The 25,685-nt window shown below is 62.5% G+C and carries 23 protein-coding genes, 8 tRNA genes and 2 pseudogenes; 16 read left to right on the top strand and 17 right to left on the bottom strand.

Annotation, left to right across the window (positions count from 1 at the left end; translation table 11 throughout):
* Nucleotides 1-37: 37 nt before the first annotated feature.
* On the top strand, nucleotides 38-1,153 hold the full coding sequence (locus KW830_RS01585; RefSeq protein ID WP_255578137.1) for an alpha/beta hydrolase: 1,116 nt from the start codon (nucleotides 38-40) through the stop codon (nucleotides 1,151-1,153).
* Between the two features lie 121 nt (nucleotides 1,154-1,274).
* Nucleotides 1,275-2,483 (top strand): MFS transporter, encoded by a 1,209-nt coding sequence (locus KW830_RS01580; protein WP_255578029.1) that lies wholly within the window; start codon nucleotides 1,275-1,277, stop codon nucleotides 2,481-2,483.
* Nucleotides 2,484-2,525: 42 nt separating this feature from the next.
* Here the strand turns inward: KW830_RS01580 and KW830_RS21215 are convergent.
* Nucleotides 2,526-2,609, bottom strand: a pseudogene (locus KW830_RS21215) (transcriptional regulator); the annotation flags it as partial.
* A gap of 121 nt (nucleotides 2,610-2,730) precedes the next feature.
* On the opposite strand from KW830_RS21215, the pseudogene KW830_RS01575 reads away from it, so the two are divergent.
* From KW830_RS01575 to gorA, 4 genes and pseudogenes are all read left to right on the top strand, one after another.
* A pseudogene (locus KW830_RS01575) lies at nucleotides 2,731-3,787 on the top strand (magnesium and cobalt transport protein CorA); the annotation flags it as partial.
* A gap of 18 nt (nucleotides 3,788-3,805) precedes the next feature.
* Nucleotides 3,806-3,862: a hypothetical protein gene (locus KW830_RS21505; protein ID WP_370626097.1), complete on the top strand. Its 57-nt coding sequence runs from the start codon at nucleotides 3,806-3,808 to the stop codon at nucleotides 3,860-3,862.
* Complete coding sequence (locus KW830_RS01570; RefSeq protein ID WP_370626096.1) at nucleotides 3,853-4,113, top strand: thioredoxin family protein; 261 nt, start codon at nucleotides 3,853-3,855, stop codon at nucleotides 4,111-4,113. The genes KW830_RS21505 and KW830_RS01570 overlap by 10 nt, the downstream gene beginning before the upstream one ends.
* Before the next feature lie 76 nt (nucleotides 4,114-4,189).
* Nucleotides 4,190-5,545 (top strand): glutathione-disulfide reductase, encoded by a 1,356-nt coding sequence (gorA, locus tag KW830_RS01565; protein WP_218331739.1) that lies wholly within the window; start codon nucleotides 4,190-4,192, stop codon nucleotides 5,543-5,545.
* Nucleotides 5,546-5,886: 341 nt separating this feature from the next.
* On the opposite strand, the gene KW830_RS01560 is transcribed toward gorA, so the two are convergent.
* A complete protein-coding gene (locus KW830_RS01560; RefSeq protein ID WP_192333689.1) occupies nucleotides 5,887-6,795 on the bottom strand; it encodes a LysR family transcriptional regulator in 909 nt (302 codons plus the stop codon).
* 100 nt (nucleotides 6,796-6,895) lie between these two features.
* On the opposite strand from KW830_RS01560, the gene KW830_RS01555 reads away from it, so the two are divergent.
* Together KW830_RS01555 and KW830_RS01550 are read left to right on the top strand one after the other, a co-directional pair.
* Entirely contained in the window at nucleotides 6,896-7,225 is a 330-nt protein-coding gene (locus KW830_RS01555) for a nuclear transport factor 2 family protein (protein WP_066533277.1), read from the top strand.
* Nucleotides 7,222-8,004, top strand: a complete 783-nt coding sequence (locus KW830_RS01550; RefSeq protein ID WP_218331736.1) for an SDR family oxidoreductase — start codon at nucleotides 7,222-7,224, stop codon at nucleotides 8,002-8,004. Before KW830_RS01555 ends, KW830_RS01550 begins: the two co-directional genes overlap by 4 nt.
* 464 nt (nucleotides 8,005-8,468) lie before the next feature.
* Here the strand turns inward: KW830_RS01550 and KW830_RS01545 are convergent, their stop codons facing one another.
* From KW830_RS01545 to KW830_RS01535, 3 genes are read right to left on the bottom strand one after another with little or no spacing between them, the layout of a single operon-like run.
* On the bottom strand, nucleotides 8,469-9,311 hold the full coding sequence (locus KW830_RS01545; protein WP_218331734.1) for an MBL fold metallo-hydrolase: 843 nt from the start codon (nucleotides 9,309-9,311) through the stop codon (nucleotides 8,469-8,471).
* A gap of 34 nt (nucleotides 9,312-9,345) precedes the next feature.
* Nucleotides 9,346-9,669, bottom strand: coding sequence for a hypothetical protein (locus KW830_RS01540; RefSeq protein ID WP_218331732.1), 324 nt, complete (start codon nucleotides 9,667-9,669; stop codon nucleotides 9,346-9,348).
* A 16-nt stretch (nucleotides 9,670-9,685) separates the two neighbouring features.
* A complete protein-coding gene (locus tag KW830_RS01535; RefSeq protein ID WP_218331731.1) occupies nucleotides 9,686-10,237 on the bottom strand; it encodes a sugar ABC transporter in 552 nt (183 codons plus the stop codon).
* 157 nt (nucleotides 10,238-10,394) lie between these two features.
* Here KW830_RS01535 and KW830_RS01530 point away from each other — a divergent pair, with 157 nt between their 5' ends.
* The 5 genes from KW830_RS01530 to KW830_RS01510 all read left to right on the top strand — a co-directional run bounded on the left by KW830_RS01530 (nucleotide 10,395) and on the right by KW830_RS01510 (nucleotide 16,420).
* Nucleotides 10,395-11,291 carry a LysR substrate-binding domain-containing protein gene (locus KW830_RS01530; RefSeq protein ID WP_218331728.1) on the top strand — a complete coding sequence of 299 codons (897 nt, stop codon included), beginning with the start codon at nucleotides 10,395-10,397 and terminating at the stop codon, nucleotides 11,289-11,291.
* A 190-nt stretch (nucleotides 11,292-11,481) separates the two neighbouring features.
* The gene (locus KW830_RS01525) at nucleotides 11,482-12,573 is read left to right on the top strand and encodes a tripartite tricarboxylate transporter substrate-binding protein (protein ID WP_218331726.1); all 1,092 of its coding nucleotides are present in this window, start codon (nucleotides 11,482-11,484) and stop codon (nucleotides 12,571-12,573) included.
* Between the two features lie 181 nt (nucleotides 12,574-12,754).
* Nucleotides 12,755-13,228, top strand: a complete 474-nt coding sequence (locus KW830_RS01520) for an OsmC family protein (protein ID WP_218331724.1) — start codon at nucleotides 12,755-12,757, stop codon at nucleotides 13,226-13,228.
* A 478-nt stretch (nucleotides 13,229-13,706) separates the two neighbouring features.
* Entirely contained in the window at nucleotides 13,707-14,483 is a 777-nt protein-coding gene (locus KW830_RS01515; RefSeq protein ID WP_218331722.1) for an SDR family oxidoreductase, read from the top strand.
* A gap of 314 nt (nucleotides 14,484-14,797) precedes the next feature.
* Complete coding sequence (locus KW830_RS01510) at nucleotides 14,798-16,420, top strand: sensor domain-containing diguanylate cyclase (protein ID WP_218331720.1); 1,623 nt, start codon at nucleotides 14,798-14,800, stop codon at nucleotides 16,418-16,420.
* Between the two features lie 114 nt (nucleotides 16,421-16,534).
* On the opposite strand, the gene KW830_RS01505 is transcribed toward KW830_RS01510, so the two are convergent.
* The 3 genes from KW830_RS01505 to KW830_RS01495 all read right to left on the bottom strand — a co-directional run bounded on the left by KW830_RS01505 (nucleotide 16,535) and on the right by KW830_RS01495 (nucleotide 18,213).
* Nucleotides 16,535-16,687 carry a hypothetical protein gene (locus KW830_RS01505; RefSeq protein ID WP_218331718.1) on the bottom strand — a complete coding sequence of 51 codons (153 nt, stop codon included), beginning with the start codon at nucleotides 16,685-16,687 and terminating at the stop codon, nucleotides 16,535-16,537.
* Complete coding sequence (locus tag KW830_RS01500) at nucleotides 16,684-16,839, bottom strand: hypothetical protein (protein ID WP_218331716.1); 156 nt, start codon at nucleotides 16,837-16,839, stop codon at nucleotides 16,684-16,686. The genes KW830_RS01505 and KW830_RS01500 overlap by 4 nt, the downstream gene beginning before the upstream one ends.
* A gap of 450 nt (nucleotides 16,840-17,289) precedes the next feature.
* Nucleotides 17,290-18,213, bottom strand: coding sequence for a LysR family transcriptional regulator (locus tag KW830_RS01495; protein WP_218331714.1), 924 nt, complete (start codon nucleotides 18,211-18,213; stop codon nucleotides 17,290-17,292).
* Nucleotides 18,214-18,314: 101 nt separating this feature from the next.
* Here KW830_RS01495 and KW830_RS01490 point away from each other — a divergent pair, with 101 nt between their 5' ends.
* The 3 genes from KW830_RS01490 to leuD are packed head-to-tail and all read left to right on the top strand — an operon-like array spanning nucleotide 18,315 to nucleotide 21,356.
* A complete protein-coding gene (locus KW830_RS01490; protein ID WP_218331712.1) occupies nucleotides 18,315-19,280 on the top strand; it encodes a tripartite tricarboxylate transporter substrate binding protein in 966 nt (321 codons plus the stop codon).
* Nucleotides 19,281-19,282: 2 nt separating this feature from the next.
* Nucleotides 19,283-20,716: a 3-isopropylmalate dehydratase large subunit gene (leuC, locus tag KW830_RS01485; RefSeq protein WP_218331710.1), complete on the top strand. Its 1,434-nt coding sequence runs from the start codon at nucleotides 19,283-19,285 to the stop codon at nucleotides 20,714-20,716.
* Nucleotides 20,709-21,356, top strand: a complete 648-nt coding sequence (gene leuD, locus KW830_RS01480) for a 3-isopropylmalate dehydratase small subunit (protein ID WP_218331708.1) — start codon at nucleotides 20,709-20,711, stop codon at nucleotides 21,354-21,356. The genes leuC and leuD overlap by 8 nt, the downstream gene beginning before the upstream one ends.
* 250 nt (nucleotides 21,357-21,606) lie before the next feature.
* Here leuD and KW830_RS01475 read toward each other — a convergent pair whose 3' ends face one another.
* The 9 genes from KW830_RS01475 to KW830_RS01435 all read right to left on the bottom strand — a co-directional run bounded on the left by KW830_RS01475 (nucleotide 21,607) and on the right by KW830_RS01435 (nucleotide 25,657).
* Nucleotides 21,607-24,438, bottom strand: coding sequence for an HD domain-containing phosphohydrolase (locus KW830_RS01475; RefSeq protein WP_218331706.1), 2,832 nt, complete (start codon nucleotides 24,436-24,438; stop codon nucleotides 21,607-21,609).
* Between the two features lie 358 nt (nucleotides 24,439-24,796).
* Nucleotides 24,797-24,873 (bottom strand) — tRNA-Asp (locus KW830_RS01470).
* 48 nt (nucleotides 24,874-24,921) lie between these two features.
* A tRNA-Glu gene (locus KW830_RS01465) sits at nucleotides 24,922-24,997 on the bottom strand.
* Between the two features lie 44 nt (nucleotides 24,998-25,041).
* Nucleotides 25,042-25,117: transfer RNA gene (locus tag KW830_RS01460), tRNA-Ala, on the bottom strand.
* A gap of 9 nt (nucleotides 25,118-25,126) precedes the next feature.
* Nucleotides 25,127-25,203, bottom strand: a tRNA-Asp gene (locus tag KW830_RS01455).
* A gap of 48 nt (nucleotides 25,204-25,251) precedes the next feature.
* Nucleotides 25,252-25,327: transfer RNA gene (locus KW830_RS01450), tRNA-Glu, on the bottom strand.
* A 44-nt stretch (nucleotides 25,328-25,371) separates the two neighbouring features.
* A tRNA-Ala gene (locus KW830_RS01445) sits at nucleotides 25,372-25,447 on the bottom strand.
* Nucleotides 25,448-25,456: 9 nt separating this feature from the next.
* A tRNA-Asp gene (locus tag KW830_RS01440) sits at nucleotides 25,457-25,533 on the bottom strand.
* Nucleotides 25,534-25,581: 48 nt separating this feature from the next.
* Nucleotides 25,582-25,657, bottom strand: a tRNA-Glu gene (locus KW830_RS01435).
* Nucleotides 25,658-25,685 lie beyond the last annotated feature (28 nt).

The following is a 25,685-nucleotide window of genomic DNA, read 5'->3' as shown; positions in this document are numbered from 1 at the left end:
CGAACGCTATCTGCAAGAAATCCCCAACATGACCAAGATGCTCAAGATGACCCAAACGAACGGCGATACCGGCCTGCCAACTGTTGCCGAGATAGACCGCCGCAGCTTGCTGAAAATGACCGGCAACGGAATCGCGGCATTTAGCTTAGCGGCGGCGGTCACAGGCCCGGCGACGGCACAACCGCAGGTCGAGCGCCAGGGAAAGTGGGACAAGACCTTCCCCCAGAGCGACAAGGTCCAGCACCAGAAGCTCACCTTCAAGACCCGCTATGGCATCACCCTGGCCGGCGATCTGTACCGGCCCCAAAATGCCCGTGGCCCGCTTGCGGCGCTGGCAATTGGCGGCCCGTTCGGCGCCGTGAAGGAGCAGTCCTCGGGCTTGTACGCGCAGACGATGGCCGAACACGGCTTTGTCACGCTGGCCTTTGACCCTTCCTACACCGGAGAAAGCAGTGGATTGCCGCGCAACGTGGCTTCACCCGACATCAACGTCGAAGATTTCAGCGCTGCGGTGGATTGCCTGGGTCTGCTGCCAGAGGTCGATCGCGAGCGCATCGGCATCATCGGCATTTGCGGCTGGGGTGGCATGGCATTAAGTGCTGCGGCCGTGGACAAACGTATCAAGGCCGTTGTGGCCAGCACCATGTACGACATGACGCGCGTCATGTCCAAGGGCTACAACGACAGCATGACCTTGGAGCAGCGCACCCGGGCTCTGGAGCAACTGGGCCAGCAACGTTGGAAGGATGTGGAGGCCGGACAACCCGCTTACCAGCCTCCCTACAACGAGCTGCACGGTGGCGAAGCACCGTTCCTGGTGGAATACCACGACTACTACCGTACCCCGCGCGGCTTCCATCCGCGCGCAGTCAACTCGGGCAACGCCTGGACGATCACGACACCGCTGCCGTTCATGAATCTGCCGATCCTGGCCCACATCAAGGAAATCTCGCCGCGCCCCATCCTCCTGGTGCACGGCGAGAAAGCGCACTCACGCTACTTCAGCGAAACCGCTTATGCGGCGGCGGCGGAGCCCAAGGAACTGATGATCATTCCAGGCGCCGTCCACACGGATTTGTATGACCGGACTGACGCGATCCCCTTCAACACACTGACCGCGTTCTTCCAGAAGAACCTGCCTGCCTCGGCGTAGCACCCGTGGAGCGGGGGCCAAGGCCTCCGCCCCCTTCACATTCACATCCACCATCGCGCATCCCCCCTGCGGATGGTGCGGCGCTGCTCCTGCTGAGCCCCCCCCAAGAGTCATCACGCCCATGGCCGTCAATCCTCCCCTGCCACCTCTACCCCCCCTGCCTACCGCGCCGCCGGCCTCCTGGAGCGCTGTCATTGCCATGTCGGTGTGCGCCTTTGTGCTGATCGCCTCGGAATTCCTGCCCGTCAGCCTGCTGTCCCCTATGGCCGCCGACCTGCATGTCACGGAGGGAATGGCTGGACAGGGGATTGCGATCTCAGGTGCTTTTGCCGTACTGACAAGCCTCTTCATCTCGCCGCTGGCTGGCAACCTCAATCGCAAGAGTTTGTTATTGGGGCTGACCGTGGCGATGGGTGTTTCCGGAGCCGTCGTCGCCATGGCGCCGAACTACGCCACCTACCTGCTGGGACGGGCACTGATCGGTGTGGTCGTCGGCGGTTTTTGGTCCATGTCGGCGGCAACCGCCATCCGGCTGGTGCCAACACCGGATGTGCCGCGCGCGCTGGCCATCGTCAATGGCGGCAATGCACTGGCCACCGTAGTGGCCGCACCGCTGGGAGCTTATCTGGGTACGGTCGTCGGCTGGCGTGGTGCCTTTTTCTCTCTGGTCCCGGTATCTCTGATCGCCTTGGCCTGGCAATGGAAGGCTCTGCCTTCCATGCCCCCTGCGGTACGCACGCACCGCATGGCGCAGGTATTTCAGGTTTTTACGCTGTTTCAGCGCCGCAGCGTCATTCTGGGAGTGATGGCCAGCAGCCTGTTGTTCATGGGCCAGTTCTCGCTTTTCACCTACGTGCGGCCATTCCTGGAGACGGTCACGGGAGTACGCAGCACCACGATTCCCCTGGTCTTGCTGGTGATCGGTGTCGCGGGCTTGGTTGGTACCGCATTCATCGGCAGACTTTTGCAGCGAGGCTTCTACCTGACGCTGACTCTCATCCCGCTGCTGATGGCGGCAACAGCCCTGGCTCTGGCGGTGTTTGGCAGTTGGACGGCTATCGTCATCGCACTGCTGGGCATATGGGGAATGATGGGAACTGCAGCGCCCGTCGGCTGGTGGGCCTGGATCGCCAAGGTCTTTCCGCACAACGCCGAAGCAGGTGGGGGTCTGTTTGTGGCGGTGGTTCAACTGTCGATTGCCTTGGGCTCCACCGTGGGAGGCCTTCTGTTCGACCACAGCGGATACCAGCACACCTTTGTGGTGAGCGCCGCCTTGCTCACGACCTGTGCCGTAATGACGCTGGTGACTTCGCGCACCGCAGCAGGCTGAATCCACAGAGCTGCTTGAGGCCAGTTCCGGGCGTTACCACGCAGCCAGCACAATGCCCGGGCCGTCGACGGCTGCCTGGAGCACCGCCGCCGAGTTGTTGATCCGCATGCCGCGTTCCGTGGCGATACCTGCGTGCGCCAGCCCGCGACCGGGCCACAAGGGCAAGATTCTGCTCAAACCCTGAAGCGCGCCATGGCGCCCTTGGAGGTGGGGCCACCCAGCTTCAGAGGGAGGCTGGGCGGCCGCCATGGGTGGGTCTGCGGCAGGCGCAGTTCGGCCCGGTGCTACCGGTGGTTGCGCCCTCACTCCCTCAATGGCGAGCAAGTTGCCGAGCGCCGAGAGGCGTTGCACGCTTTCGTCACAGCGGCATGGCACCATACGGCTTTTGGACAGCCTGGAGAGGGTGCTGATGCTGATCAACTGCGTTGCCTACGAAAAGGGATCCAAGCTGGCCGATATTCCGGTGGCGGATATCAGCGAATACATTGCGCGCCCTGGCTGCTTTGTCTGGGTGGCCTTGTCCGATGCGACGGCGGCTGAGCTGGACGAAATGCGTGAAGAGTTCGACCTGCACGAACTTGCGGTGGAGGACGCCCGCAATGGACACCAGAGACCCAAGATCGAGGAATATGGGCAATCACTTTTCGCCGTGATGCAGCTGCTGGAGCCTGATCCCGACCGACCGGGCCACTTCAATCAGGGGGAAGTGGACGTTTTTGTGGGCCCCAACTATGTCTTGTCGGTCCGCAATCGCAGCACCCAGGGTTTCCTGGGGGTGCGAGGCCGCTGCGAGAGAGAGCCCGAGCTGCTGAAGCATGGCGCGGGATTTGTGCTGTATGCACTGATGGATGCGGTGGTGGACCGTTACTTCCCCGTCATCGAGGCCTTGGAGGCCGAGCTGGACGCCGTCGAGCTGCAGATCTTCACGCACCGTGCTGCCCGCGACAACATCAAGCAGCTTTATGGTTTGAAGCAGCGCGTCAGTCAAGCACACCGTTGCGCCGCTGCTGGAGGCCGTGAGCAAACTGTACGGCGGGCGTGTGCCGCAGATATGCGCGGGCTCCCAGGAATATTTCCGCGATGTGGCGGACCACCTGGTCCGCATCAACGGGCTGATTGACGGGATGCGCGACACCATCGCAACGGCGATGCAGGTCAACCTCGCCTTGGTCGCCATCGATGAGAACGAAGTCACCAAGCGGCTGGCAGCGTGGGCCAGTATTTTTGCGATCTGCACCGCTTTCGCGGGCATCTGGGGGATGAATTTCGAGCACATGCCGGAGCTGAAGTGGCAGTACGGTTACCCCGCCGCCATACTGCTGATGGTCTGTGTCTGCAGCTATGTCTATCACCGCTTCCGCCGGGCAGGCTGGCTGTAGCCCTGGCATCGCCCTCTGCCGGCGCTTGCCGCGCCATTGCCCCGGCGCTCGATGCCATTGCGGCAGCGCGCCAGGGCAAGCTTGCGGTGTACAAGCTCCATGTGGATGAACACCCGGAGCTGTCTGCGGCCTTCCGCATCCGCAGCATTCCTGCCCTGCGCGTGTTCCAGGGCGGACAGATCGTGAAGGAATTTGGCGGCGCCATGTCCAGGCAAGCCCTGGAGCAGCAGCTGGCGGAATTTCTGCAATGAACAGCGCCATGCCAACCCCTGCGGGCGTCAACCGCCTGTACACGCAGGCTTGCGCTGCGTATTCTTGGAAGCAACTATGACCCAATACGACAAAGATCTTCTCGTTATCGGTGGCGGCTCCGGCGGTGTGCGTGCCGCGCGCATCGCGGCCCAGCATGGGGCGCGCGTCGCCATCGCTGAAAGTGCCAATTTCGGCGGCACCTGCGTCAACCGCGGCTGTGTGCCCAAGAAGCTGATGGTCTATGCCAGCCGCTTCCCCGAGCAGTTCCGCGCCAGCCAGGCCTTTGGCTGGGCGCAGGGCGAGCCGCCGCGCTTTGACTGGGCGCATTTCCTCCTGCGTAAGGACGCAGAGATCGCGCGGCTGGAAAGCATTTACGAGCGCAACTTGCAAAGCGCGGGGGTCGAGACCCTGGCCGACCATGCCGAGATCGTCGACGCGCACACGGTGCGGCTGCGCGACAGCGGCCGGGTGGTCAGCGCCGGCACCATCCTGGTTGCTACCGGGGGACGCCCATCGGTTCCGCAGTTCCCCGGCAACGAGCTGGCGATCACGTCAGACGAAGTCTTTCACCTGTCCGAGCGCCCCCAGCGGGTGCTGATCGTGGGCGGCGGCTACATTGCGGTCGAGTTTGCTGGCATCTTTGCCGGGATGGGCAGCGAAGTGACGCAGTTTGTTCGGGGTCCGCACCTGTTGCGCGGGTTCGACCAGGACATTGCGGCACTGCTCGCCACCCACATGGAGCAGCGCCATATCCAGTTGCGCTACGGACACGAAGTGCGCCGCATCGACCAGGTCGCTGGCGGGCTGCAGGTCAGCGCCAGCAATGGTGACGTGCTGGAAGTGGACGCCGTCATCCTGTGCACCGGCCGCCAGCCAAACACCTCCGGGCTGGGGCTGGCATCGACCGGGGTGGCAACCGCTGCCGATGGATCCATCATGGTGGATGACTTTGGCCGCACCAACATCGACTCCATCTATGCCATCGGCGATGTCACCAACCGCGTCAACCTGACGCCCGTGGCCATCCGGGAAGGGCATGCCTTGGCAGACCGGCTCTTCGGCGGAATGCAGGTGCCCCCGCTGAACTATGGGTTGGTGCCCACGGCCGTGTTCTCCACCCCGGAAATCGGTGTGGTAGGCATGACAGAAGCGGCCGCCCGGGCGCAGTTCCCCGCATTGCGGGTGCTCACCACCCAGTTTCGGGCGATGGGCCAGGCATTTGCCGGCTCCCAGGAGCAGGTCTTCATCAAGGTGCTGGTGGACGGCGCCACAGACCGCGTGCTGGGCATGCACCTGCTGGGCGACGGCGTGGCCGAGATGATCCAGCTGGCGGGTGTGGCCCTCACGGCCCATGCCACATGGAGCGACTTCCGTGCCACCGTGGCGCTGCACCCCACGATTGCGGAAGAGATCGTGACCCTGCGGGGCTGACCCGCGCCCTGCCTGCCCGGCCCATCCGGCGCCGTGCAGCGCCAGCGCACGGCAGGGGAGGCACGGCATGCGCCACGGACGAGGCACCCTGACCGAAAAGTGAAGGCGATGGTTGTAGCCGCCTACTGGGGCATGGTGGGTGGTCTGCGACAGTCACGGTTCGGCCAGAAAGAAGCAGCTGCTCGCAGCTGACCGCTTCCAGGAGGCCAGAACGCTCGCGTGCGACTAGCCGCCAGTAGCGGCGGGCGACAATATCGGCTGAGATGCCTACGTGCCAAGGACAGCCCCCGGCTGGCTGTTTGTCGTACCGAGGCATATCAGTCGGGGCTGCAGCCCCAACGCTATGAAGCGGGCATATCCCGATCCAGCAGGCAATCGATAAATGCTCCCAGCGCTGGCCGCGGATGCCGGCGGTTCGGGTAGTACAAGAAAAGCCCAGGCCTGCTGATGGACCAGTCGGCCAGAACTTGTACCAGTCGGCCCTGCGCAATGGCGTCGTCGATGCGGTCGTGATCGAAGGCATAGAGGATGCCAAGTCCCTGCAAGGCAGCTTCGGCTCCCAGATCGGCCTGGTTGGTCGTCAGTACCCCTGCCACGGAAACCTCAAGTCGCTTGCCCTTCTTCTCGAACTCCCAGCGATAGGGACTGCCGTCGGCGCGCAGGCGCCAGTTGATGCACGAGTGGTTGTGCAGGTCGTCGGGAGCGCGCGGCGTGCCTTTGTGCGCCAGGTATTCCGGCGAGGCCACGGCGATCATCTTCACGTCCGGCGTCAGGCGCACCGCGATCATGTCCTTCTCCAGCCGCCCGCCGACCCGGATGCCGGCGTCGAAGCGGCCGGCAACGATATCGCTCAATGCGTCATCGACCACGATATCGAGTACCACGTCGGGATGCGCCCGATGAAAGCGGGCCAGGCGGGGCGCAATGATCTGCCGCACGGCCATGCCCAGCGTATTGATGCGCAGCGTTCCTCCTGTCTGGCTTGCTGCAGCACAGGCCTGCGCGACCGCCTCGTCCATATCACGGATCAATGGAGCCATGCGCTCGTGCAATTGAGCGCCTGCGGCCGTGGGGGCCACGCTGCGCGTCGTCCGGTTCAGCAGCCGCACCCCCAGCCGCGCCTCGAGCTGGCGGATGGTCTGGCTCAACGCAGAGGGCGAAAGACCCAGGAATTCGGCAGCGCGCGCAAAGCTCGCCCGTTCGACCACGGCGACGAAGGCCTTCAGCTCGGCGAAATCAGAACCTCTCATTGTGTATTGATGACTACATAAATCAATCAGATTCTGAATTATTCACGAATACTTTCCGGAACGGCATCCTGAAAGCCTTCAAGCACAAGGCCTTCTTACCATGAGTACCCTGCACCTTCCCGATACTGTTACAGCCTATTTCGCTGCCGACCGACAAGGCGCCGATGCCGTCGCACGCTGCTTCACCATGCAAGGCGTGGTGAAGGACGAGGGCCGTACCTACACAGGCCCGGACGCCATCAAGGCATGGAAGCTCGCAGCATCTTCCGCCTATGCATACACGAGCGTGCCCCTGGCCGTGGAGCGGCACGACGGGGTCTGTCTCGTGACCTGCCGCGTGGCCGGCAATTTCCCGGGCAGCCCCATCGAGCTTCGCTATGGCTTTCGCCTTGAGCGGGGCTTGATCGCCTCGCTGGAGATCTCGGCTTGAGCTTCGATCTTCAACTGGCCGGCCTGCGTGCGCTGGTGAGTGGCGGCACCAAGGGTGTCGGCGCTGCCGTCGTGAAAGGGCTGAGCGAGGCCGGCGTCCAAGTCATCGCCACCGCACGGTCCCTGCCTCCGCATCCCATCGCAGGCGTGCGCTATCTCGCCGCAGACCTCTCAACCGCGCAGGGCGCTGCCGACGCGGCACGTTCGGTCCTGGAGCAATGGGGAGGCATTGACATCCTCGTCAACGTGCTGGGCGGCTCCAGCGCGCCGGCTGGCGGCTTTGCAGCACTGGACGACGCGCAGTGGTCCAAGGAACTGAATCAGAATCTGATGCCGGCGGTACGGCTCGACCGAGCCCTGCTGCCGGCCATGCTGGCTCAAGGCGCGGGCATCATCGTCCATGTCAGCTCGATCCAGCGCGTTTTGCCTTTGCCGGAGTCAACGATCGCCTATGCAGCGGCCAAGGCAGCCTTGTCTACCTACAGCAAGGCGCTCTCGAAGGAGGTGACGCCCAAGGGTATCCGCGTTGTGAGCGTTGCTCCGGGCTGGGTCGAAACCGAGGCTGCGGTCGCGCTGGCCGAGCGTTTAGCTGCTCAAGCCGGGACGGACTATGAGGGCGGCAAGCGAATCATCATGCAGGCGCTCGGCGGCATTCCATTGGGCAGACCGGCAAAACCGCAAGAGGTTGCCGACCTCATCACTTTCCTCGTGTCGCCGCGCGCAAGTTCGATCTCGGGGGCTGAATATCTGATCGACGGCGGCACCGTTCCGACGGTCTAGCAGCTTGCCAGACAGACGGATCCAAACCCAGGCGACAGTGGCCGGCAATGCTGCAAAACGCCGCACCCGGCCGTTCCAGCGTCAGCTCGACCCCTGCCGGCCACGGCAGGTTCTCGCGAATGTCCGGTTTTAGGACCGGATCGCGAGGGGTCAAATGTCTCCGATGGGTCGATTGCTATCCATGGTCACCTTTGCATACGCCCCATTGGCACTGGGCTGGTCCGTCACCGCCGGGCCTGTGGCACGCAGTTGATGCCTCAGCTTGAGAAGCAAAAATCTGGTCGGGGCAGCAAGGCCTCCAGCGCATCCATGCCCACGCCGTTGCGCTGTTTCAGCTTCATGAAGCGCACGGCAAAGTGCCTGCCACAGGCGGGGCCCAGGTGCTGCGCCTTGCACAGACAGCCCCTGATCCGCAGGGTCTCACTCAAGGTCTTGGGCGGCTTGCAGGGGCCGCAGGCCATGGTTCAGCTGCGGTCGTATTGCAGGCTGAAGCCGCTGCGCTCGCGCTGGATGCGGGCAAATCCCAGTTCGCCCAGGTGCATGCCGGCAATCAGCAGCTGGTCGGCACTGGCCATGTCCAGCATGCGCGAACGGGTGCTGGCAGACAGGGCAGCATCCTGGTCAAAGGCGATGGTGACATCGGGCCGCTGGATCTGGATATGGGGAAAGTGCACGATGTCCCCCCACACCAGCAGATTCTGCGCTGCCGAGGTCAACAGATAACCCGTGTGGCCTTGCGTGTGGCCCGGCAAGGGCATGGCCTGCACACCCGGGAGCACTTCTTCCGTGCCAAAGGTGCGCAGCTGCTGGTGGTAGCGTTCAAATACAGTGCGGGCGATCTGAAAATTGCCACGGGCGCGTTCGCTGGCGCGGCTGAGGTGGGCATCGTCCCGCCAGAAGTCCCATTCACTGCGGTGCACGATCAACTCGGCGTTGGGGAACACGCGCTCACCTGCTGCGTTGAGCAGCCCGCCCACATGATCGGGATGGGCGTGGGTCAACAAGATGGTGTCGATATCTTCGGGCGACACGCCCGCCAAGGCCAGGTTGTGTAGCAACAGGCCGCCCCATTGCTTGATGCCGCCGGCACCCGCATCAATGAGCACGGTGTGCCTGGCGCTGCGCAGCAGGTAGCAGTTGATGTGGATGGACTCCGGTGGCCGCTGCCCTGCGCGGCTTTGCATCTGCGTGGCGTCGGCAAGGTCGATGTTCGACAGCAGACCCAGCGGGGCCTGGAGGTAGCCATCGCTGATGGCCGTGATGTGGAAGTCACCCACGCGGTGACCGGGGAAGATGTGTTCGAGCATAGGTCTCTGCAATCTGGATCAGTAGGTCGGTAGATCAGTGGAGCGCGTGTATCTGGCCGGCGCCGTAGCCGAAGCACCGGATGCGCGCGGGAGATGCCGTGTGCTGCACGATGGATGCCTGCAGCTTCTGCATGAAGCGCTGCAGCACCTCGGGCGTGCGAAGCGGCTCCAGGCGGTACTGGACTTCCACATGTATGGGCAGCCCATGCCCTGGGCGGGCTGCGACATAGATCACATGGACGTTCTGCTGCTGCGCTGCCAGCACCCCGGTGCACAGCTGCATGCAGTCGGCAGACAGCTGTGCCAGATCAGCTTCGGACGGCATGGGCGCCGAGATATAGAAAGTCAGGTTGGGCATAAACAGCCTCACGGTCTCAGCAAGCGCCTTGGGGGGCCACGGTGCTGCGCAGCTGCTCTGTCATGGCTTCATAAGCCTGGATGTCCGGCGGCAATGTGGCCATGGCAGGGCGCTGCGCTGCAGGCAGCCTGGCCATCCAGCGTTGCGGTGGACAACCCTCCAGCGCCACCACCTCCATGGCTAGTGGGCTGAGGCCTATCTGCTGCAGGCTGCCCGGGCCCTGCGGGCTTACCAGCAACAGGTCCCCCGCCTGCAAGGCGGGTGCGACCTGCGCACAGGCATAGAGGTTGCGGTGCCAGTCCGTGATGTGCTGTTGCCAGCGTGCAAAGTTGCCGCCGCCTTTTTCCCGGTAGTCGTCGCCGGTCAGCACGCCTAGGCCATCGATGGTGTGCAGCGCCAGGTACACGGGCACCGCCACCGGCACACCTGCATCCAGCGCCTTGAAGCGCTGCGAGGTCTGAAAGCCGCCCACAGAGATCAGCGCGGGCAGTTTCTGCAGACTGTAGAAGTCATTCCATTCGGCTTCGGTCTGCGCATCGGCGTAGCTGCATTCAACGGTGTAGATCATGGTGGATTCCTTGGAGAGCGGTGGCTGCTTGCACTGGGCAATCGGTGTTTTAATTGCCATAAAGTCATGCTACCCAAAGGAATTCAGGCTATATAGCGATATAAAATCGATCTTCATTGATGTTTTGTCAAGCTGCGCTTGGAGCTTGCCTTCAGCCATGCGACGCAAGATTCCCAGCAATTCCGCCCTCCAGGCCTTTGAAGCCGCTGCACGCCACGGCAGCTTTGCGCGTGCCGCGCAGGAACTGGCGCTGACGGAAGGCGCCATCAGCCGGCAGATCGCCAGGCTGGAAGAGTTTCTGGGGATGGCGCTGTTTGAGCGCGTGGGCAACCGCGTGCGGCTGGCGCCCAGTGGCGTGCGCTATGCCGCACAGGTGGGCGAAATCCTGGATCGTCTGGAGCGGGAAAGCCAGTACCTGATGGGGCAGCCTGCAGGTGCGGCCAGCTTGCACCTGGCCGTCATTCCCACGTTCGCCACACGCTGGCTGATTCCGCGCCTTCCGCGCTTTCAGCAGGACCACCCGCATATCACCCTGCACATTGCCGAACGCATGGAGCCCTTTGTGCTGGCGGGCAGCGGCTTTGATGCGGCGCTGCATTTCGAGCACCCTGCCTGGGCGGGCATGCGCACGCACCGCTTGCTGGAAGAAGTGCTGATTCCCGTCTGCAGCCCCACGCTATTGGCCGGACACCTCCAGGATGGCGGGTTGGATGCCCTGCCCCGGCTGCACCGCATGCAGAACCCGGATGCCTGGCAGCGCTACGCCGAAGAGACGGGTATGGCGCTGACCAACCCCGCCGTGGGTTCGCGCTTTGACTTGCACGCCATGCTGATAGAGGCCGCGCTGTGCGGACTGGGCGTGGCCCTGGTGCCGCGTCTGTATGTGGAAGCGGAACTGGCGCAAGGCCGCCTGCTTGCCCCCTGGCCGCAGAGCCCGTCCGTTGCCAAGACTTTTTGTCTGGTGCTGCCGGAACCCCTGGGGCTGAGCGAAGCTCCGTTGCAGGCCTTTGTCCGCTGGCTGCTGGCGGAGGCGCAGACGGCCCGTTCTGCCTGATGCCCTCTCTGGGGATCCGGCGTCGCTATGTTCCTGATAGCAACTGTGGCGCAGCAGTGGCTTCAAAGACCCAGCGTGGGCCTGCGCCGGCAGGCAGTCACTGCAAGCGAGAGGAATAGAATTTGTCGCTTACGTCGCATGGGCTCTCGCCCATTGGCATGTATGCCATGTGCAACTGTTAGTGATCGTGATGAAAAATACTGCCCCACTTCTGGCGTCTGCTGCCGCAGCTGCCGATGCCATTTCCGCGTTGGTTTCCAACGCCTCCGTGCAGCCGCTGAATCGCCGCAAAGCCATGGGGCTGCTGCTGGCCGGTGCGGCCACAGCCCACCAGGTGCAGGCCCAGGTGCTGGCGCCCAGCACTGCGGGCGCTGCCAGCGCTGCTGGCGCCGATACCAGGTTTCCCCGCAACAAGATTGTGAAGATTGTGGTGGCCTACCCACCTGCCGGAGACACCGGCATTCTGGGCCAGTTGATTGCCGAATTGCTGAGTGCGCAATGGGGCAGCAACGTGATGGTGGAATACAAGCCCGGTGCCACCGGCATCATCGGTACGCGCGAAATCATTGCCAACGCCCCCGATGGCTATACCCTGCTGGTGGCCCCCAACTCGGTGGCCATTGCGCCGCACCTGACGCCGTCGTACGACGTGCTGAAAGACCTGACCCCCATTGCCAAACTGATTGACCAGCCCATCATTGCCGTGGTCAACAGCGCATCGGGCATTACGGATTTGCGCACCCTGGTGCAAAAAGCCAAGGCCGGTGCCCTGCCCGGTTATGCCAGCCCCGGCCACGGCTCCACCATGCACATCGTGGGTGAGCTGTTCAACCAGGTCGCAGGCATGCAGCTGCAAGAGATCCCCTACAAGGGCACCATGCCTGCCATCACCGACCTGGTGGGCGGTCAGGTGCCCCTGATGTACACCACACTCAACCCGGTGCAAAACTTCCTGAAGACAGGCCAGTTGCGCGCCATTGGCGTCATCGCACCCCAGCGGGTGTCGTTCCTGCCCCAGGTTCCCACCTTTGCCGAAAGCGGCTACCCGCAGGTGGATATCTCCACCTGGCAGGCGCTGCTGGGCCCGGCCAACATGCCAGCGGCGCTGGTGCAGCAAATCAACCACAGCGTGAACACTGCGCTGCAAACCCCCAAGGCCAAGGCCTTGCTGCAGCAATGGGCCATGCAGCCGGTGACCGAAAGCCCCCAGGCGCTGAAGCACACGCTGGAGCAGGACTACGCCCGCTACGGCAAGCTGATCAGCCAGCTGCACATTTCCTGAGGCGGGCGCCCCATTGCCTACGGGACAGGGCTTGGGACACAAAGCGCCTCCCTGCACTGTTCCCGCTCCTGTACCACTGACTGTGCCCGGCACCGAGCGCCCGGCCACGCCAGGCCCAGCCCTGCTTTCGCTGCTCTCTGTTCATTGCGCCCCACTGCGGGGCTGAGAAAGGACTTGTTCTATGGACTGCACCCTCACCTTGCTGACCGACGGCACCACGCCCTTCTTTCAGGTACAAAACTCGGGCCCCGAGCCCCTGCGCATTCGTGCCCCGGCCTTGCAGCAGGTGTCCACCACGGCGCCAGACGCTCCCGCGCCCGCTGGTGCATCCGGTACGGCTGCGCCGGTGCTGGCATCGCCGCTGGAAGTGATGCTCTCGGGCGCCACCGGCTGTTCGGCCTATGACATTAGCAATCGGCTGCAGGAGCGTGGCATCCACGTCACCGCCATGACGGTGTACACCCAGGCCGAGCGGGCGACGACGCCGCCCCGGGTCTTTACCTCGGTGCACCTGCATTACCGCATCACCGCGCCCCAGGCCGACCGCGAAGCGGTCGCCTCCGTGGTCGACATGTCGGTGCACGCACACTGCTCTGCGCTGGGCATACTCAAGCACACCGCCCAGATTGCCTACACCTTGGATCTGACGGTGTAACGCACCGCCCAGGATCAAGGGAAACCACAAGGGGCGCAATGCAGGGGGCACAGAGGGGGTCTGCCCCCACTGTGTGGGCTATGGCGTGAAGCCCCGTCGCCGCCTTCCGCCATCCATTGCCGCCACGGTCCGGCACCCGAGCGGCAGCAACCGCCGGCACCAGACCTTGCATGCGGCCTGTCTTGAACGGCCGCTTACGGCCAATTGGCCAATTGGCCAATTGACCACTTGGCCACTTCCCCACAGGAGCAGCCGCTCGATGGCGTGGTTCGACACGCACCGGCCCGCAGGGCCGCTTCAGGGTGTTGCAGCAGGCTCAGGTCGACCCGTTGCGGCCACCTGAGGTGGACCCCTCCACACCTGCCATGCCCCTCACCCGACTTCTGCGCTGTCAATTCTTAACAATTGAAATTAACAATCGAAATTTGAGTGTCGATATTCTTCAGCTTCCACATCACCTGTTTGTTGGAGAAAACTGATGACCCATCGCCATGCCATCAAAGACAAAGTTGCTCTCATCGCAGGAGGCGGCAAGAACCTGGGCGGACTGATTGCGCGCGATCTGGCGCAACAAGGTGCCAAAGCCATCGCCATTCATTACAACAGCGCAGCCAGCGAAGCCGAAGCCCTGGCCACGGTTGCGGCCGTCAAGGATCTGGGCGCCCAGGCCATTGCCGTGCGCGCCGATCTGACCAAGGCAGCGGCGGTGCAAAAGCTGTTTGCGGACACCGTTGCCGCCTTTGGCCGCCCGGATATTGCCATCAACACCGTGGGCAAGGTGCTGAAAAAACCGATGCAGGAAATTTCCGAAGCCGAGTTCGACGAGATGTCGGATGTCAACAGCAAAGCGGCCTTCTTCTTCCTGAAAGAGGCTGGCATCCATGTCAACGACCACGGCAAGGTGGTGACGCTGGTGACCTCCCTGCTCGGTGCGTTCACGCCGTTTTACGCCTCCTACGCCGGCACCAAGGCGCCTGTCGAACATTACACCCGCGCTGCCGCCAAGGAGCTGGGGGCCCGTGGCATCTCCGTCACCGCAGTGGGCCCCGGCCCCATGGACACGCCTTTTTTCTACCCTGCGGAAGGCGCAGATGCGGTGGCCTATCACAAGACGGCCGCAGCGCTGTCCGGCTTCAGCAAGACCGGGCTCACTGATATTGAGGATGTGGTTCCCTTCATTCGCCACCTCGTCAGCGACGGCTGGTGGATCACGGGTCAAACCATTTTGATCAATGGTGGCTACACCACCAAATAAGCCGGCAATCTGATCGCGCGGTGAACCCGCGGCTTGGCGGGGCTCAAAGAACTGGGGCCCCGCCAGGCCCATGTCGGCACCCCAAGCGGGCATAGCTTGACGTCAGCCAGGGATCGCCGCTTCCACGCTGGCGTGTCCTAAGCGCAGCATCGAAACAGGCCGGTGCCACGCAGCGGGAGTGCCCTGCCGCCCTGATAACCTGATGACCTTTCCTGACTGTTCGCTGGGAGGGTACTTGTTACCATTTGCTCATAACGGCCTGGAGGGTGTACGTGAGCAAGGCATTACCGCAGCAAGCCCAGCACAGACGGTCCATGCGATCCAGCGTGCGCATGGTGACGCTGGGGGTGGCGTTCGCCTGGCTGGCCTTGGTGGCCAGTATCGGGTGGTGGATGTCACAGCGAATTGTGGCGTCGGAGCTGGACCGTTTGGCGGCCAGCGCTGAATACGAAGCCAAAACCACCGCACGCATCATGGACCGGCTGTTCACCGAAATGGTGAGTGTGGCCAATATGGTGGCACGCCAGGGACTGGTGATCCAGCTCGCCACCCGCTATCGCACCGATCCGCCCGACCTGGCAGAGCTCACACGCCAACAGCGCGCAGCGCAATTCACGCAAGACCCGTTGGTGCGCAAAGTGGGCGACTTCATGAATGAGCTGTCTGGCGATCTGCGCTATGCCCGCATCTACATGAACAACATGTCGGATGACACGGTCACCGCCAGCAACTGGGCGGAGTCCGACAGCATTGTGGGAATGATCTACTCCGGTCGCCCCTATCTCGTCGACGCATTGCGTGAGGGCAATGGCCATTCCTTCGGTATCGCGCGCCTGAACAAGACGCCATCCTATTTCGTGGCAAGCCGTATTGAGAGCGAGGACGACCAGCCCCTGGGTTCCGTCACGGTCAAGTTCGATGCCCCGGATATGGTTCCCTACCTGTCAGGGAGCCACATTGCCCTGATCCTGGATCGCCAAGGTCGGGTGACCACCACATCTTCCGCGCCATTCATGCTGCGCAACGCGAGCGCGCTGCTGCCGCCTGGTTCTGCGCCGGCTGCAGCAAGGACCAACGCCTTGGACAGTGATGAGCAGCCAGGCGAGCCCCTGGATGCGCGTGCAGTGACCGGCTCGGATCAGTGGATCATTGACGGCAAGCCCTATCTGCTGCGGCATGAGCCGCTCTCCAACACCCAATACCAATTGATCACACTGGCGAGCCTGGATCACCTGCCAGCCATGCGCAGGCTGCACCTTGGGTTGGCCGGGCTGGTCGCGTCGGTGGGTCTGCTTTTCATTCTGCTCTGCGGTCACGTGATCGGACTGATGGTGGAGCGGCGGCAGGACGAGTGGTACGCGGCGAACCATGATGCATTGACCAATCTGCCCAACCGACGCAACGTGCTGGGTCACCTGGAGCAGTTGTTCGCCCAGGCCAAGAAAACGCAGCAATGGGTGGTGGTGGCTTTCGTGGATCTGGACGGGTTCAAAGCGATCAACGACAGCTATGGCCACGAGGTCGGCGACCAATTCCTGGTCGAAGTCGGTCGGCGCTTGACCATGGGCTTGCGTCAGAGTGACATGCTGGGACGGCTGGGGGGTGACGAGTTCGTCGTCATTGGACTGATCGATCCGCCAAGCCCCGCAGACCAGGACCAGGCCCTGGAGGCCATGCGCAGCCGCTTGGCCCCCCTGTTGATCGGGCGGTATGCGTTTCCGGAGTGCAGCCTCGACTATCCGGGTGCCAGCTTCGGCATTGTGAGTGTCGACCCCTCCATCAGCTCGACACAGACCGTGCTCAGGGAGGCGGATCTGCGCATGTATGCGGACAAGCAGGCCAGGCGGACGTCGCGACGGGATTCTGCAAAGGGTGACGCAGCCTGTGAAACAGGCGAACTGCCAGGGCACGATCCCCGGATGCCGCTCCCAACCTAGGTCCGGCCACCACACATTCGCCGGGCATGCCAAACTGACCCGCCGGGGGCTAGTGGGTCACTTCCGGGTGGAAATCAACAGGTTTGCTCCCTGTAGCGACCGCCTCCCATCGCATCACTTGCCCACCTTCTCGGCGAGCATTCGCAGCAGAAGCAAATAGATGATTGCGCCGGCGAGGAAGACCGGTCCGCTAACGAGCGCCTTGAGCGGCTCGTAGAAGAACGCGAACGGCACAACCCCGGCGATGTATACCCAAATCTTCTTCATTTGCGGCAAGTGCAATCATTCGTGCCACTGGCACCGGTGACTTGCTTTCCGATTGCTTTCACGCCGTGGAAGGCCACCTGCGAATCCACAACATCGGCAATGCTCGTCGCGTGAAAAGCAATGCGCGATTCAATCTTTGCGGCACGATTCATCGTCTGGGCGCGACTAAGCTGCTCGGAGAGGTTTGCTACTGCCCGCCCCGAATTCGCCGTTGTCTTTCCAACACCGAGCCACCCGGGTGCAATCGCTCCCACTGCTGCAGAAACTCCAGCGTCATAACAGTTGTAGTTCCTGACATCGAGGACATCACATCCGTTCCGATAGTTGATTGGTAGCACAGTGGCACCGCCAACTTGATTTCGCTGAATGCATCCAGCGTGAGCTTCAGAGGACCTAGCGTCAAGATGATTTCGCCAGATGGCTATGACCTTCTGCGGCGCATCGCGCCAGCGAGCTTCCAGTCCGGAATCGATTGCTGTCCACAATCAATTCCGCCCCTCCAGGCACAAGGCCGGCCATTGCGCATCCCATCACAGCCGGGCACGTGGTACCCAACGGATGCCTTAGCTTGGTAAGCCAAACTATGGCGTAACCCCAGGCGACTACCAGCAGCCCAGCAACTCCGTGCCCTTCTTGCGCATAGGCTCAAAGGCATCGACAAGTCGATCCACCATCGCCCGGACTTTTGCTGGCATGCGATTGGTTGTCTGAAAAACTGCATAGATGTCGGCCGCAGGTAGCTGCCAGTCTGTCAGAAGCGGAACAAGCCGCCCCGCTCTCACATGCTCTGCAATGTCCCACTGTGAGCGCAAAAGGATGCCTCGTCCCTCCAATGCCCAAGACAGAGCAGCACTGCCGTCGTTTGAACTCAGGTTGGAACGCACCTTGACGGTCTCCACATCGGCATTTTTTCTCAGGTGCCAGGTGCCAAAGGTCTCGTCGGCCTCGCGGATAAAAATGCAGTTTCGGCTCCCCAGGTCCCGAGGCGCCGACGGCATACCGTGCCTGGCAATGTACGACGGTGCGGCACAAAGCAGCCGCCGATTTTTGGCAAGCAAACGCGCCGTCAATCGACTGTCTGCGGCCTCGCCAAAACGGATGACCAGATCGAAGCCCTGGTCTACCAAGTTGATCGCTTTATCGGTGAGATGGAGTTGGATCTCCACTTCGCCAAATTCCTCGGTAAACCGCGACAACACAGGCGCAAGGTATGACCTTCCGAAGCCTAGCGTCGCGCCGATCCGCAGCGTACCTTGCGGCTGATGGCTGCCGCTTCCCAGCCGATGCTCCAGTCCCTGCAACTGCTCCAGGATCCGCGCACCGTCGGCAAGGTACACCTCGCCATCTGGGGTCAGGCTCAACCGCCGGGTGGTCCGGTTCAACAGCCGCACGCCCAGGCGTTCCTCCAGGGCCGCAAGCCGTCGGCTCACCACAGGCGGAGTCACGCCGAGCTCCTGCGCCGCTGCAGCCATGGTGCCAAGCTTGGCAATCAGCCCAAAGAGATGAAGATCTGAGATTGCGTCCATTGTTGTCTACAAAGCAATAAAGAATGAATTGTCAGTAATTTATTTAAATTTCATTCATTATTAGGATTACTCCTGCTACTTACAACTATCAGGAGACAACGATGAACCGCAGAGCCCTTGTGCTTTCCTTGGCAGCCTGTTTGCCACTGTCCCATGCGTTTGCGCAGAACCCATACCCCACCAAACCCATCAAGCTGGTTGTGCCATACGCTCCAGGAGGAAGTGCTGACATCGCCGCACGCCTGGTGGCCGATGAGTGGGGCAAGGCATTAGGCAATTCGATTTTCATTGAAAACAAGGGTGGTGCCGGCGGTAACTTGGGGGTGGATCAAGTGGCCAAGTCCGCACCGGACGGCTACACCATCGGTCTGCAGACTGTTTCGCTGGCCATCAATCCGGCACTGGGCACCAAGATGCCTTATGACACGTTGAAGGACCTGTCTCCCATCAGCACCGTCGCGACCTCGCAGCACGTGCTGGTCGTGAACAACGGCTTGCCTGCGAAGAGCCTGAACGAGTTGATCACGCAGCTCAAAGCCAAACCTGGCGGCATGAGCTATGGATCGGCAGGCTCTGGCAGCACCTTCCACATTGCAGCCGAGTTGTTCAAGAGCGTGGGCAACCTGGACGTGATGCACGTACCTTACCGCGGTGGAGGCCCCGCCTTGGTAGACACCATCAGCGGGCAGGTGCAAATGGCTTTTCCCGTGCTCTCCGCCGCACAGCCCCATGTTCAGGCGGGGAAGATCCGCGCTCTGGGCGTGACGGGAAAACAGCGTTCAGCACTGATGCCTGACGTCCCGACCATTGCCGAAGCAGGTTTGCCTGACTATGCATTCGAGACGTGGTTCATGGTGTTTGCGCCAGCCGGAACACCTGGCGCTGTCATCGAAAAACTCAATTCCGGCCTGCGCAGCGCACTGGCCAATCCTGCCATCAAGGCTCGGATGACTAAGGAAGGCTATGACCCCATGCCCTCCACGCCCGTGGAGGCTCGCACACGCCTGGAGCGTGAGCTGCCTCAGTGGGCCAAACTGGTCAAAGAGCGCGGCATCACCAGCGAGTAACTATGCCTCACGAAAAAACAAACACCCCACGAACGCTCTATCAAAAGCTGGTTGATAGCCACACGGTCCGCCGACTCGATGAAGACAACGTACTGCTGTACTGCGATCTGCATCTGATGAACGAGTACACCAGCCCGCAAGCCTTTGCCGGCCTGCACGAAGAAAACCGCAAGGTAGCCGTACCTGGTCAGAACGTCGCGGTGGTCAGTCACATCATCCCCACAGATGCATCCCCGATCCGGGTGATTCACGATGCCGCCTCTGCTTTGCAAGCCAGCAATCTGGCACGCAACTGCAGTTACCACGGCATTCCTTTGTTCGACACCAACGATGCCATGCAAGGCATCGAGCACGTTGTCGCACCAGAGCATGGAATGATCCGCCCTGGCATGGTCGTGATCTGTGGTGACAGTCACACCACGACCTACGGCGCGCTTGGAGCGCTCGGCTTCGGCATCGGCACTTCTGAGGTCGAGCATGTACTGGCCACGCAGACCTTGGTGTATCGCACGGCCAAGGACATGCGCATCCGCGTCGATGGAGCCTTGCCCACGGGCACCACCAGCAAAGACCTGATCCTGATGATCATCGGCCAAATAGGTGCGCAGGGCGCCCGAGGTTTTGTGGTCGAGTTCTGTGGCAGCGCCATTGAGCAACTTTCAGTCGAAGCGCGCTTCACCTTGTGCAATATGGCCGTGGAAGCCGGAGCACGAGGGGCGCTGATTGCGCCTGACCAGCTTGCATTGCAGTACGTACTCGCCAAGTGTCCAGACATCACTGGACCCGTTCAGGAGGCAGCACTGCATGCCTGGGCGCTGCTGCGCAGCGATCCTAGTTCCCGGTTCGATGTCGAACATGCCTTTGATGCCTCGCTCGTTGAACCCCACGTGACCTGGGGTACCAGTCCGGACCAGGTTGTGCCGATCTCGGGCCTCATCCCGTCCCCGGAAAGCCTGAACAGCGAAATGCGCCGCAGTGCCGAGCAAGCCTTGAGGTACACCGCCCTGCAACCAGGCGCCCCGCTGATTGGTACCCCTATCGAGCATGTATTCATCGGTTCGTGCACCAATGCTCGCATCGAGGATTTGCGCGCTGCGGCCAGCGTCGTTGCCGGCAAGCATGTGGCTCGCGGTGTACGAGCAATGGTCGTTCCGGGCTCCGGCGCCGTCAAATCGCAAGCGGAGGCCGAAGGCCTGGCCCAGATCTTCGTGGATGCCGGCTTTGAATGGCGCAAGCCAGGCTGCTCAATGTGCCTGGCCATGAACAACGATGTGCTCTTGGACGGAATCCGCTGCGCCTCCACCACCAACCGCAACTTTGAAGGCCGTCAAGGCCGCGGTGCTATCACGCATCTGATGAGTCCTGCGATGGCGGCAGCTGCAGCTGTCACCGGAAAAATTACTGATGTGAGAACCATGGAGCCAAGCCATGTCTGAAAGAAAACTGATCACCGGCCGCGCAGCTGCGGTGCGCATCGACAACCTGGACACCGACCAGATCATGCCCAAGCAGTTCCTGCGTGGCATCGACAAAGCGGGTTTATCCGAAGGTCTGCTCTATGACTTACGTTACGACAAGCACGGCCGGTTGCGCAGCGAATTTGTGCTCAACAAACCTCAGTTCGCAGAAACGAGCATCCTGATCGGGGGCTCCAACTTTGGCTGCGGATCCAGCCGTGAACATGCAGTGTGGGGGATGCTCCAGTACGGTATCCAAGCCATTGTGGCCCCTAGCTTTGGCGAGATCTTTTACTCCAATGCCATGGGCAACCGCCTGCTGCTGGTTCAGCTGCCTGTGGAGAAGATCGAGGCCATGATGAACTTGGCGGATGCGTCAGATTCTCCCCAGATGAACATCGATATCGCCAAGCGCCATGTCACCTTCGGCGGTGAGCAAGCTGACTTCGATATCTCGGCCAGACACCAGTCAATGTTCCTGCAGGGCGTGGATGTCATCGGACTGACCCTGACCTACAAGGATGACATCGAGGCCTTCCAGCGATCACACTGGGAACAGCAGCCTTGGATACACGATGTCTCCCGACGCATGAAAGAGCGGCTGACCCATCACATCTAAAGCGATGGCAACCCTCTGTGGTCTGGCTGGCAGCGATGCGGAGAAAGCCGTCATCCACCGCAATATCACCAGCGACCGCAATCTCTGCACAGCAGGCATTGACTCCCAAGGCGCTACTGACAGCAACGGGTCGATTGCGGTCCACGGCCAACTCCGAACACCCATCCCCTAGGCACTGGGCTGCCCGTTGCTGATCCCGTCACAGCCGGGCCTCTGGCACGCAACGGATGCCTTCGCTTAGAAAGCCAAACTATGACTGCGGCAGCAAGGCCTCCAGCGCATCCAGGTCCACGGTGTCGCGCTGCTCGGGCTTCATGAAGCGCACGGCAAAGGCTTCCCACAGGCGGCTGCGCAGGAAGTAGCGGAACAGGCCGTGGTCCAGGTGCTGCTCCTTGCACATGAAGGCCATGATCCGCAGGGTCTCGCTCAGGGTCTTGGGTGGTTTGTAGGGGCGGTCGGCGGCGGTCAGGGCTTCGAAGACATCGCACATCGCCATCACACGGTCCAGCACACCCAGGCGTTCGCCGGGGATGCGCCGGGGGTAGCCTTTGCCGTCCATGCGCTCGTGGTGCGTGGCGGCCAGCTCCGGCACCTGCTCCAACCCCGGCGGCCAGGGCAGGCCCTTGAGCATGATGTAGGTCTGCACCATGTGGTCGTTGATCTTGAAACGGTCCTCGTCGGTCAGCGTGCCGCGGCGGATGGCCAGGTTGTGGAGCTCGCCCAGGTTCTGCTGGTAGGACGGCAGCTTCATGTCGAAGCCGTATTTGTTGCGCGGATCGCCCGCCTCCACGGCGGGGCGGTCCTCGCCCCAGGGAATGCGGTGTTCGGGCAGGTCGGCCAGCAGGGCTTCGGTGGCGGGCAGCGACGGGGCTTCGGGCCGCAGCTGCTGCAGCTGGCGCAGTTCGGCATCGGACAAGCCCAGGCGGTCATCGAAATGGCGTTGCCAGCCTTGTGCCCCGATGGCCTGCAGCCGGGCGATGGAGTCGTCGGACAGGAATTCGCCACCCACATTGCAGGTGGCCACAAACGTGAAGTCGTCGATCAGCTGCTGCTGGCGGGCGGCCAACTGGGCGGCGTCGAGCTCGCCGCGCGCAGCCGCCAGTTCGGCGTCGCGCCACAGGATCTCGAAGCGCAGCCGCACTTCATGGATGCGGTTGCGGATGGCTTCCAGCTTGGTGGCCTTGTCGACGATGTGTTCCGGGCTGGTCACCTTGCCGCAGTCGTGCAGCCAGGCGCCCAGGCGGAAGGCATAGCGCTCGTTCTCGCTCATCTGGAAGTCGGCATACGGCCCGTCGGCCGCCGCGTGCAGGTGGTCCGCGAACGCGATGGCCATCTGCGGCACGCGCTCGCAATGGCCGCCGGTGTAGGCGCTCTTGGCGTCGATGGCGTCGGCAATCAGCTGGATGATGGCGTCGAAAAGGCGGCGCTGCGATTCCAGCAGCTGGCGGGTTTCGATGGCCACCGCCAGCATGCCCGAGAGCCGGTGCGCAAAGCGCTGGAAGGCCGCATCTTCGTGCGCGGCGTCGGCCTTGAATTCCAGCACCAGCAGGCCCTGCAGACCGCCCTGGCGGCCGCGCAGCTCCAGGTCCAGCCGGTTCACACCGCCCTGCGCACCACGGGGCCCGGCCGGCAGCGGCGGGTAGGCAAAGTGTTCCGGCAGCGGTGTGACCAGGCTGCCGGCTTCTGCGGCGCGCTGCATGCTGCCTGCCTGCGCATCCCACAGGTAGACGGCTGCGGCCTGCGATTGCGTGGCCTGCGTCAGCTGCTCCAGCACCTGCTGCAGCATGCGCTCCACCTCGGGCACTGTGGCCAGGCGCTCGGTCAGGCTCAGAAAGGCCTCGATGGTGTCGCCCATGTGCTGCATGGCCTGGGACAGCTCGCCCACCTCGCTGACACGGCTGGCCGGCAGGCGGCTGCCCGTGAAGTCGAAACGGGCGATGCGCAGGCTGCGTTCGCGCAGGCGGTTGATGCTGCGGCCTATGGCCTTGCCCGCCGCCCAGCCCAGAGGCAGCAGCAGCAGCGCCAAAATCACGGCCAGCCCGATGAAGTACAGCGCACGCTGCCGGGCCTCGGCGGTCAGCTCGTCCAGCGGCAGCATCTGCAGCAGCTCGAACACCCCACCCAGGCCGATATCGATCTGGGTGTGCAACCCCACCCATTGCCGACCATCGATGGTCAGGATCTGCGGTTTGCCGGTGTGCCGGGAGGTCTGCTGCAGGCGCAGCAGTTCGGGCTCGCCGATGGCGTCCAGCATGGGCTGGGTGTCGCGGTCGCTGCTGTTCAGGTTCACCGTGGCCGCCATCACCTGCCCGCTGCTGTGCAGCAGGGCCAGGCGCGTGCCCGGGGTGGTGCGCAGCCCCACCAGCATCTGCTCCAGGTCGTCAAAGGCCACATCAATACCGACCACGGCATCGCCCGAGGTGGCCTGCTGGCTCAAGGTGACACCCAGGCGCTGCGTGGTGGCAAAGCGGTAGGGATTGGACAGCTGGGCGGTGCCGGGATGTTCGCGCGCCAGCGCATACCAGGGGCGGGTGCGGGGATCAAACTGGTAGTCGGCCCGCTCCTGGCTTTGCTGCAGCCTGCCGTCTTCACCCAGAAAATGAAAACGGCCGACGCTGCGGCCATCGGGCTGGTGGCTGATGGTCTGCACCAGGTAGACCGCACTTTCCGGCACGTTCAGGCGCTGGCGGATGCTCGCCAGGCGCAGGGGCCGCCCCAGCAGAAAGTCTCCATTCGGGTAGGCCACATAGATGGCGGCTTCCAGCGGGTTGGCCCGCAACTCGCCCAGCAGCACATTCAGGGCTTGCAGCCGGGTGGCCTCGTCCGCCGCCAGCGGCAGACGGCCCGCGCCGATCTGGCGCAGCGCGCCCTGGGCGGGGATCAGCTGCAGGCGGATCTGTTCACGCAGCAGCAGGGTGTCGCGCACCGCGCGCTCGCCCGCATCCTGCACCAGTTGCCGGGTGGTGGCCACCCACCCCAGGCCGATCAGCAAAGCGGCCACCAGCCCCATACAGGCCATCGTCAAGGCGGCAATGTGCACGCGGATACGGAACTGCTGGGGGACAGACAGGATGCGGTTCATCAGACCGACTTTCCGCAGGTGGACGCACCTGCCATGGGCATTCAGTTTACGGTGCATCGCAGCAGACCGCGGAAGCTACATGCATGGATCGCCAGGGCTGCGTTGCAAAAAAGCAGCGGGGGCGGCCTGCAGCCCTTTGCAGCCGCCCTCTGCAGCATTCCGCACCGCGTGCCCTGCCCCCCGGCCTGCCGGGGGCGCCGTTTGATGAGGATCGCCTTGCGCCGGTGGCGGCGGGTCTGCCTGAGCCGAGCGCCTGCCCCCTTTGCTCGCGGCCCTGCCCACGCATCCGGCCCGCCCAGAAAGAGATACCGCAAAACAAAAAACCGCTGCAGCTTGCGCTGACAGCGGTTTTTAAATCTGGCGGAGTGGACGGGACTCGAACCCGCGACCCCCGGCGTGACAGGCCGGTATTCTAACCAACTGAACTACCACTCCTGGCAGGAAGCTTCGCTATTTTTTAGATAGCTACCAGCGCTTCAAACTTGGCGACCCTACGGGGATTCGAACCCCGGTACTCACCGTGAAAGGGTGATGTCCTAGGCCTCTAGACGATAGGGTCAATTCCTAGAACTTCTGGCTGTTACCAGCCAGCGTCTGATTTTTTGGTGGAGGTAAACGGGATCGAACCGATGACCTCTTGCATGCCATGCAAGCGCTCTCCCAGCTGAGCTATACCCCCAAAAATCTGTGGCGGAGTGGACGGGACTCGAACCCGCGACCCCCGGCGTGACAGGCCGGTATTCTAACCAACTGAACTACCACTCCTGGCAGGAAACTTCGCTATTTTTTAGATAGCTACCAGCGTTTCAAACTTGGCGACCCTACGGGGATTCGAACCCCGGTACTCACCGTGAAAGGGTGATGTCCTAGGCCTCTAGACGATAGGGTCAATTCCTAGAACTTCTGGCTGTTACCAGCCAGCGTCTGATTTTTTGGTGGAGGTAAACGGGATCGAACCGATGACCTCTTGCATGCCATGCAAGCGCTCTCCCAGCTGAGCTATACCCCCAAAAATCTGTGGCGGAGTGGACGGGACTCGAACCCGCGACCCCCGGCGTGACAGGCCGGTATTCTAACCAACTGAACTACCACTCCTGGCAGGAAACTTTGCTATTTTTTAGATAGCTACCAGCGTTTCAAACTTGGCGACCCTACGGGGATTCGAACCCCGGTACTCACCGTGAAAGGGTGATGTCCTAGGCCTCTAGACGATAGGGTCATACCTAGAATCTTTGCTTTTCAGCTCC

Source organism: Comamonas sp. CMM03, from assembly GCF_019218715.1.
GTDB lineage: Bacteria > Pseudomonadota > Gammaproteobacteria > Burkholderiales > Burkholderiaceae_C > Comamonas > Comamonas terrigena.
The sequence above is the reverse complement of the archived record's forward strand: the minus strand, read 5'-3'. Positions and strand labels throughout refer to the sequence as shown.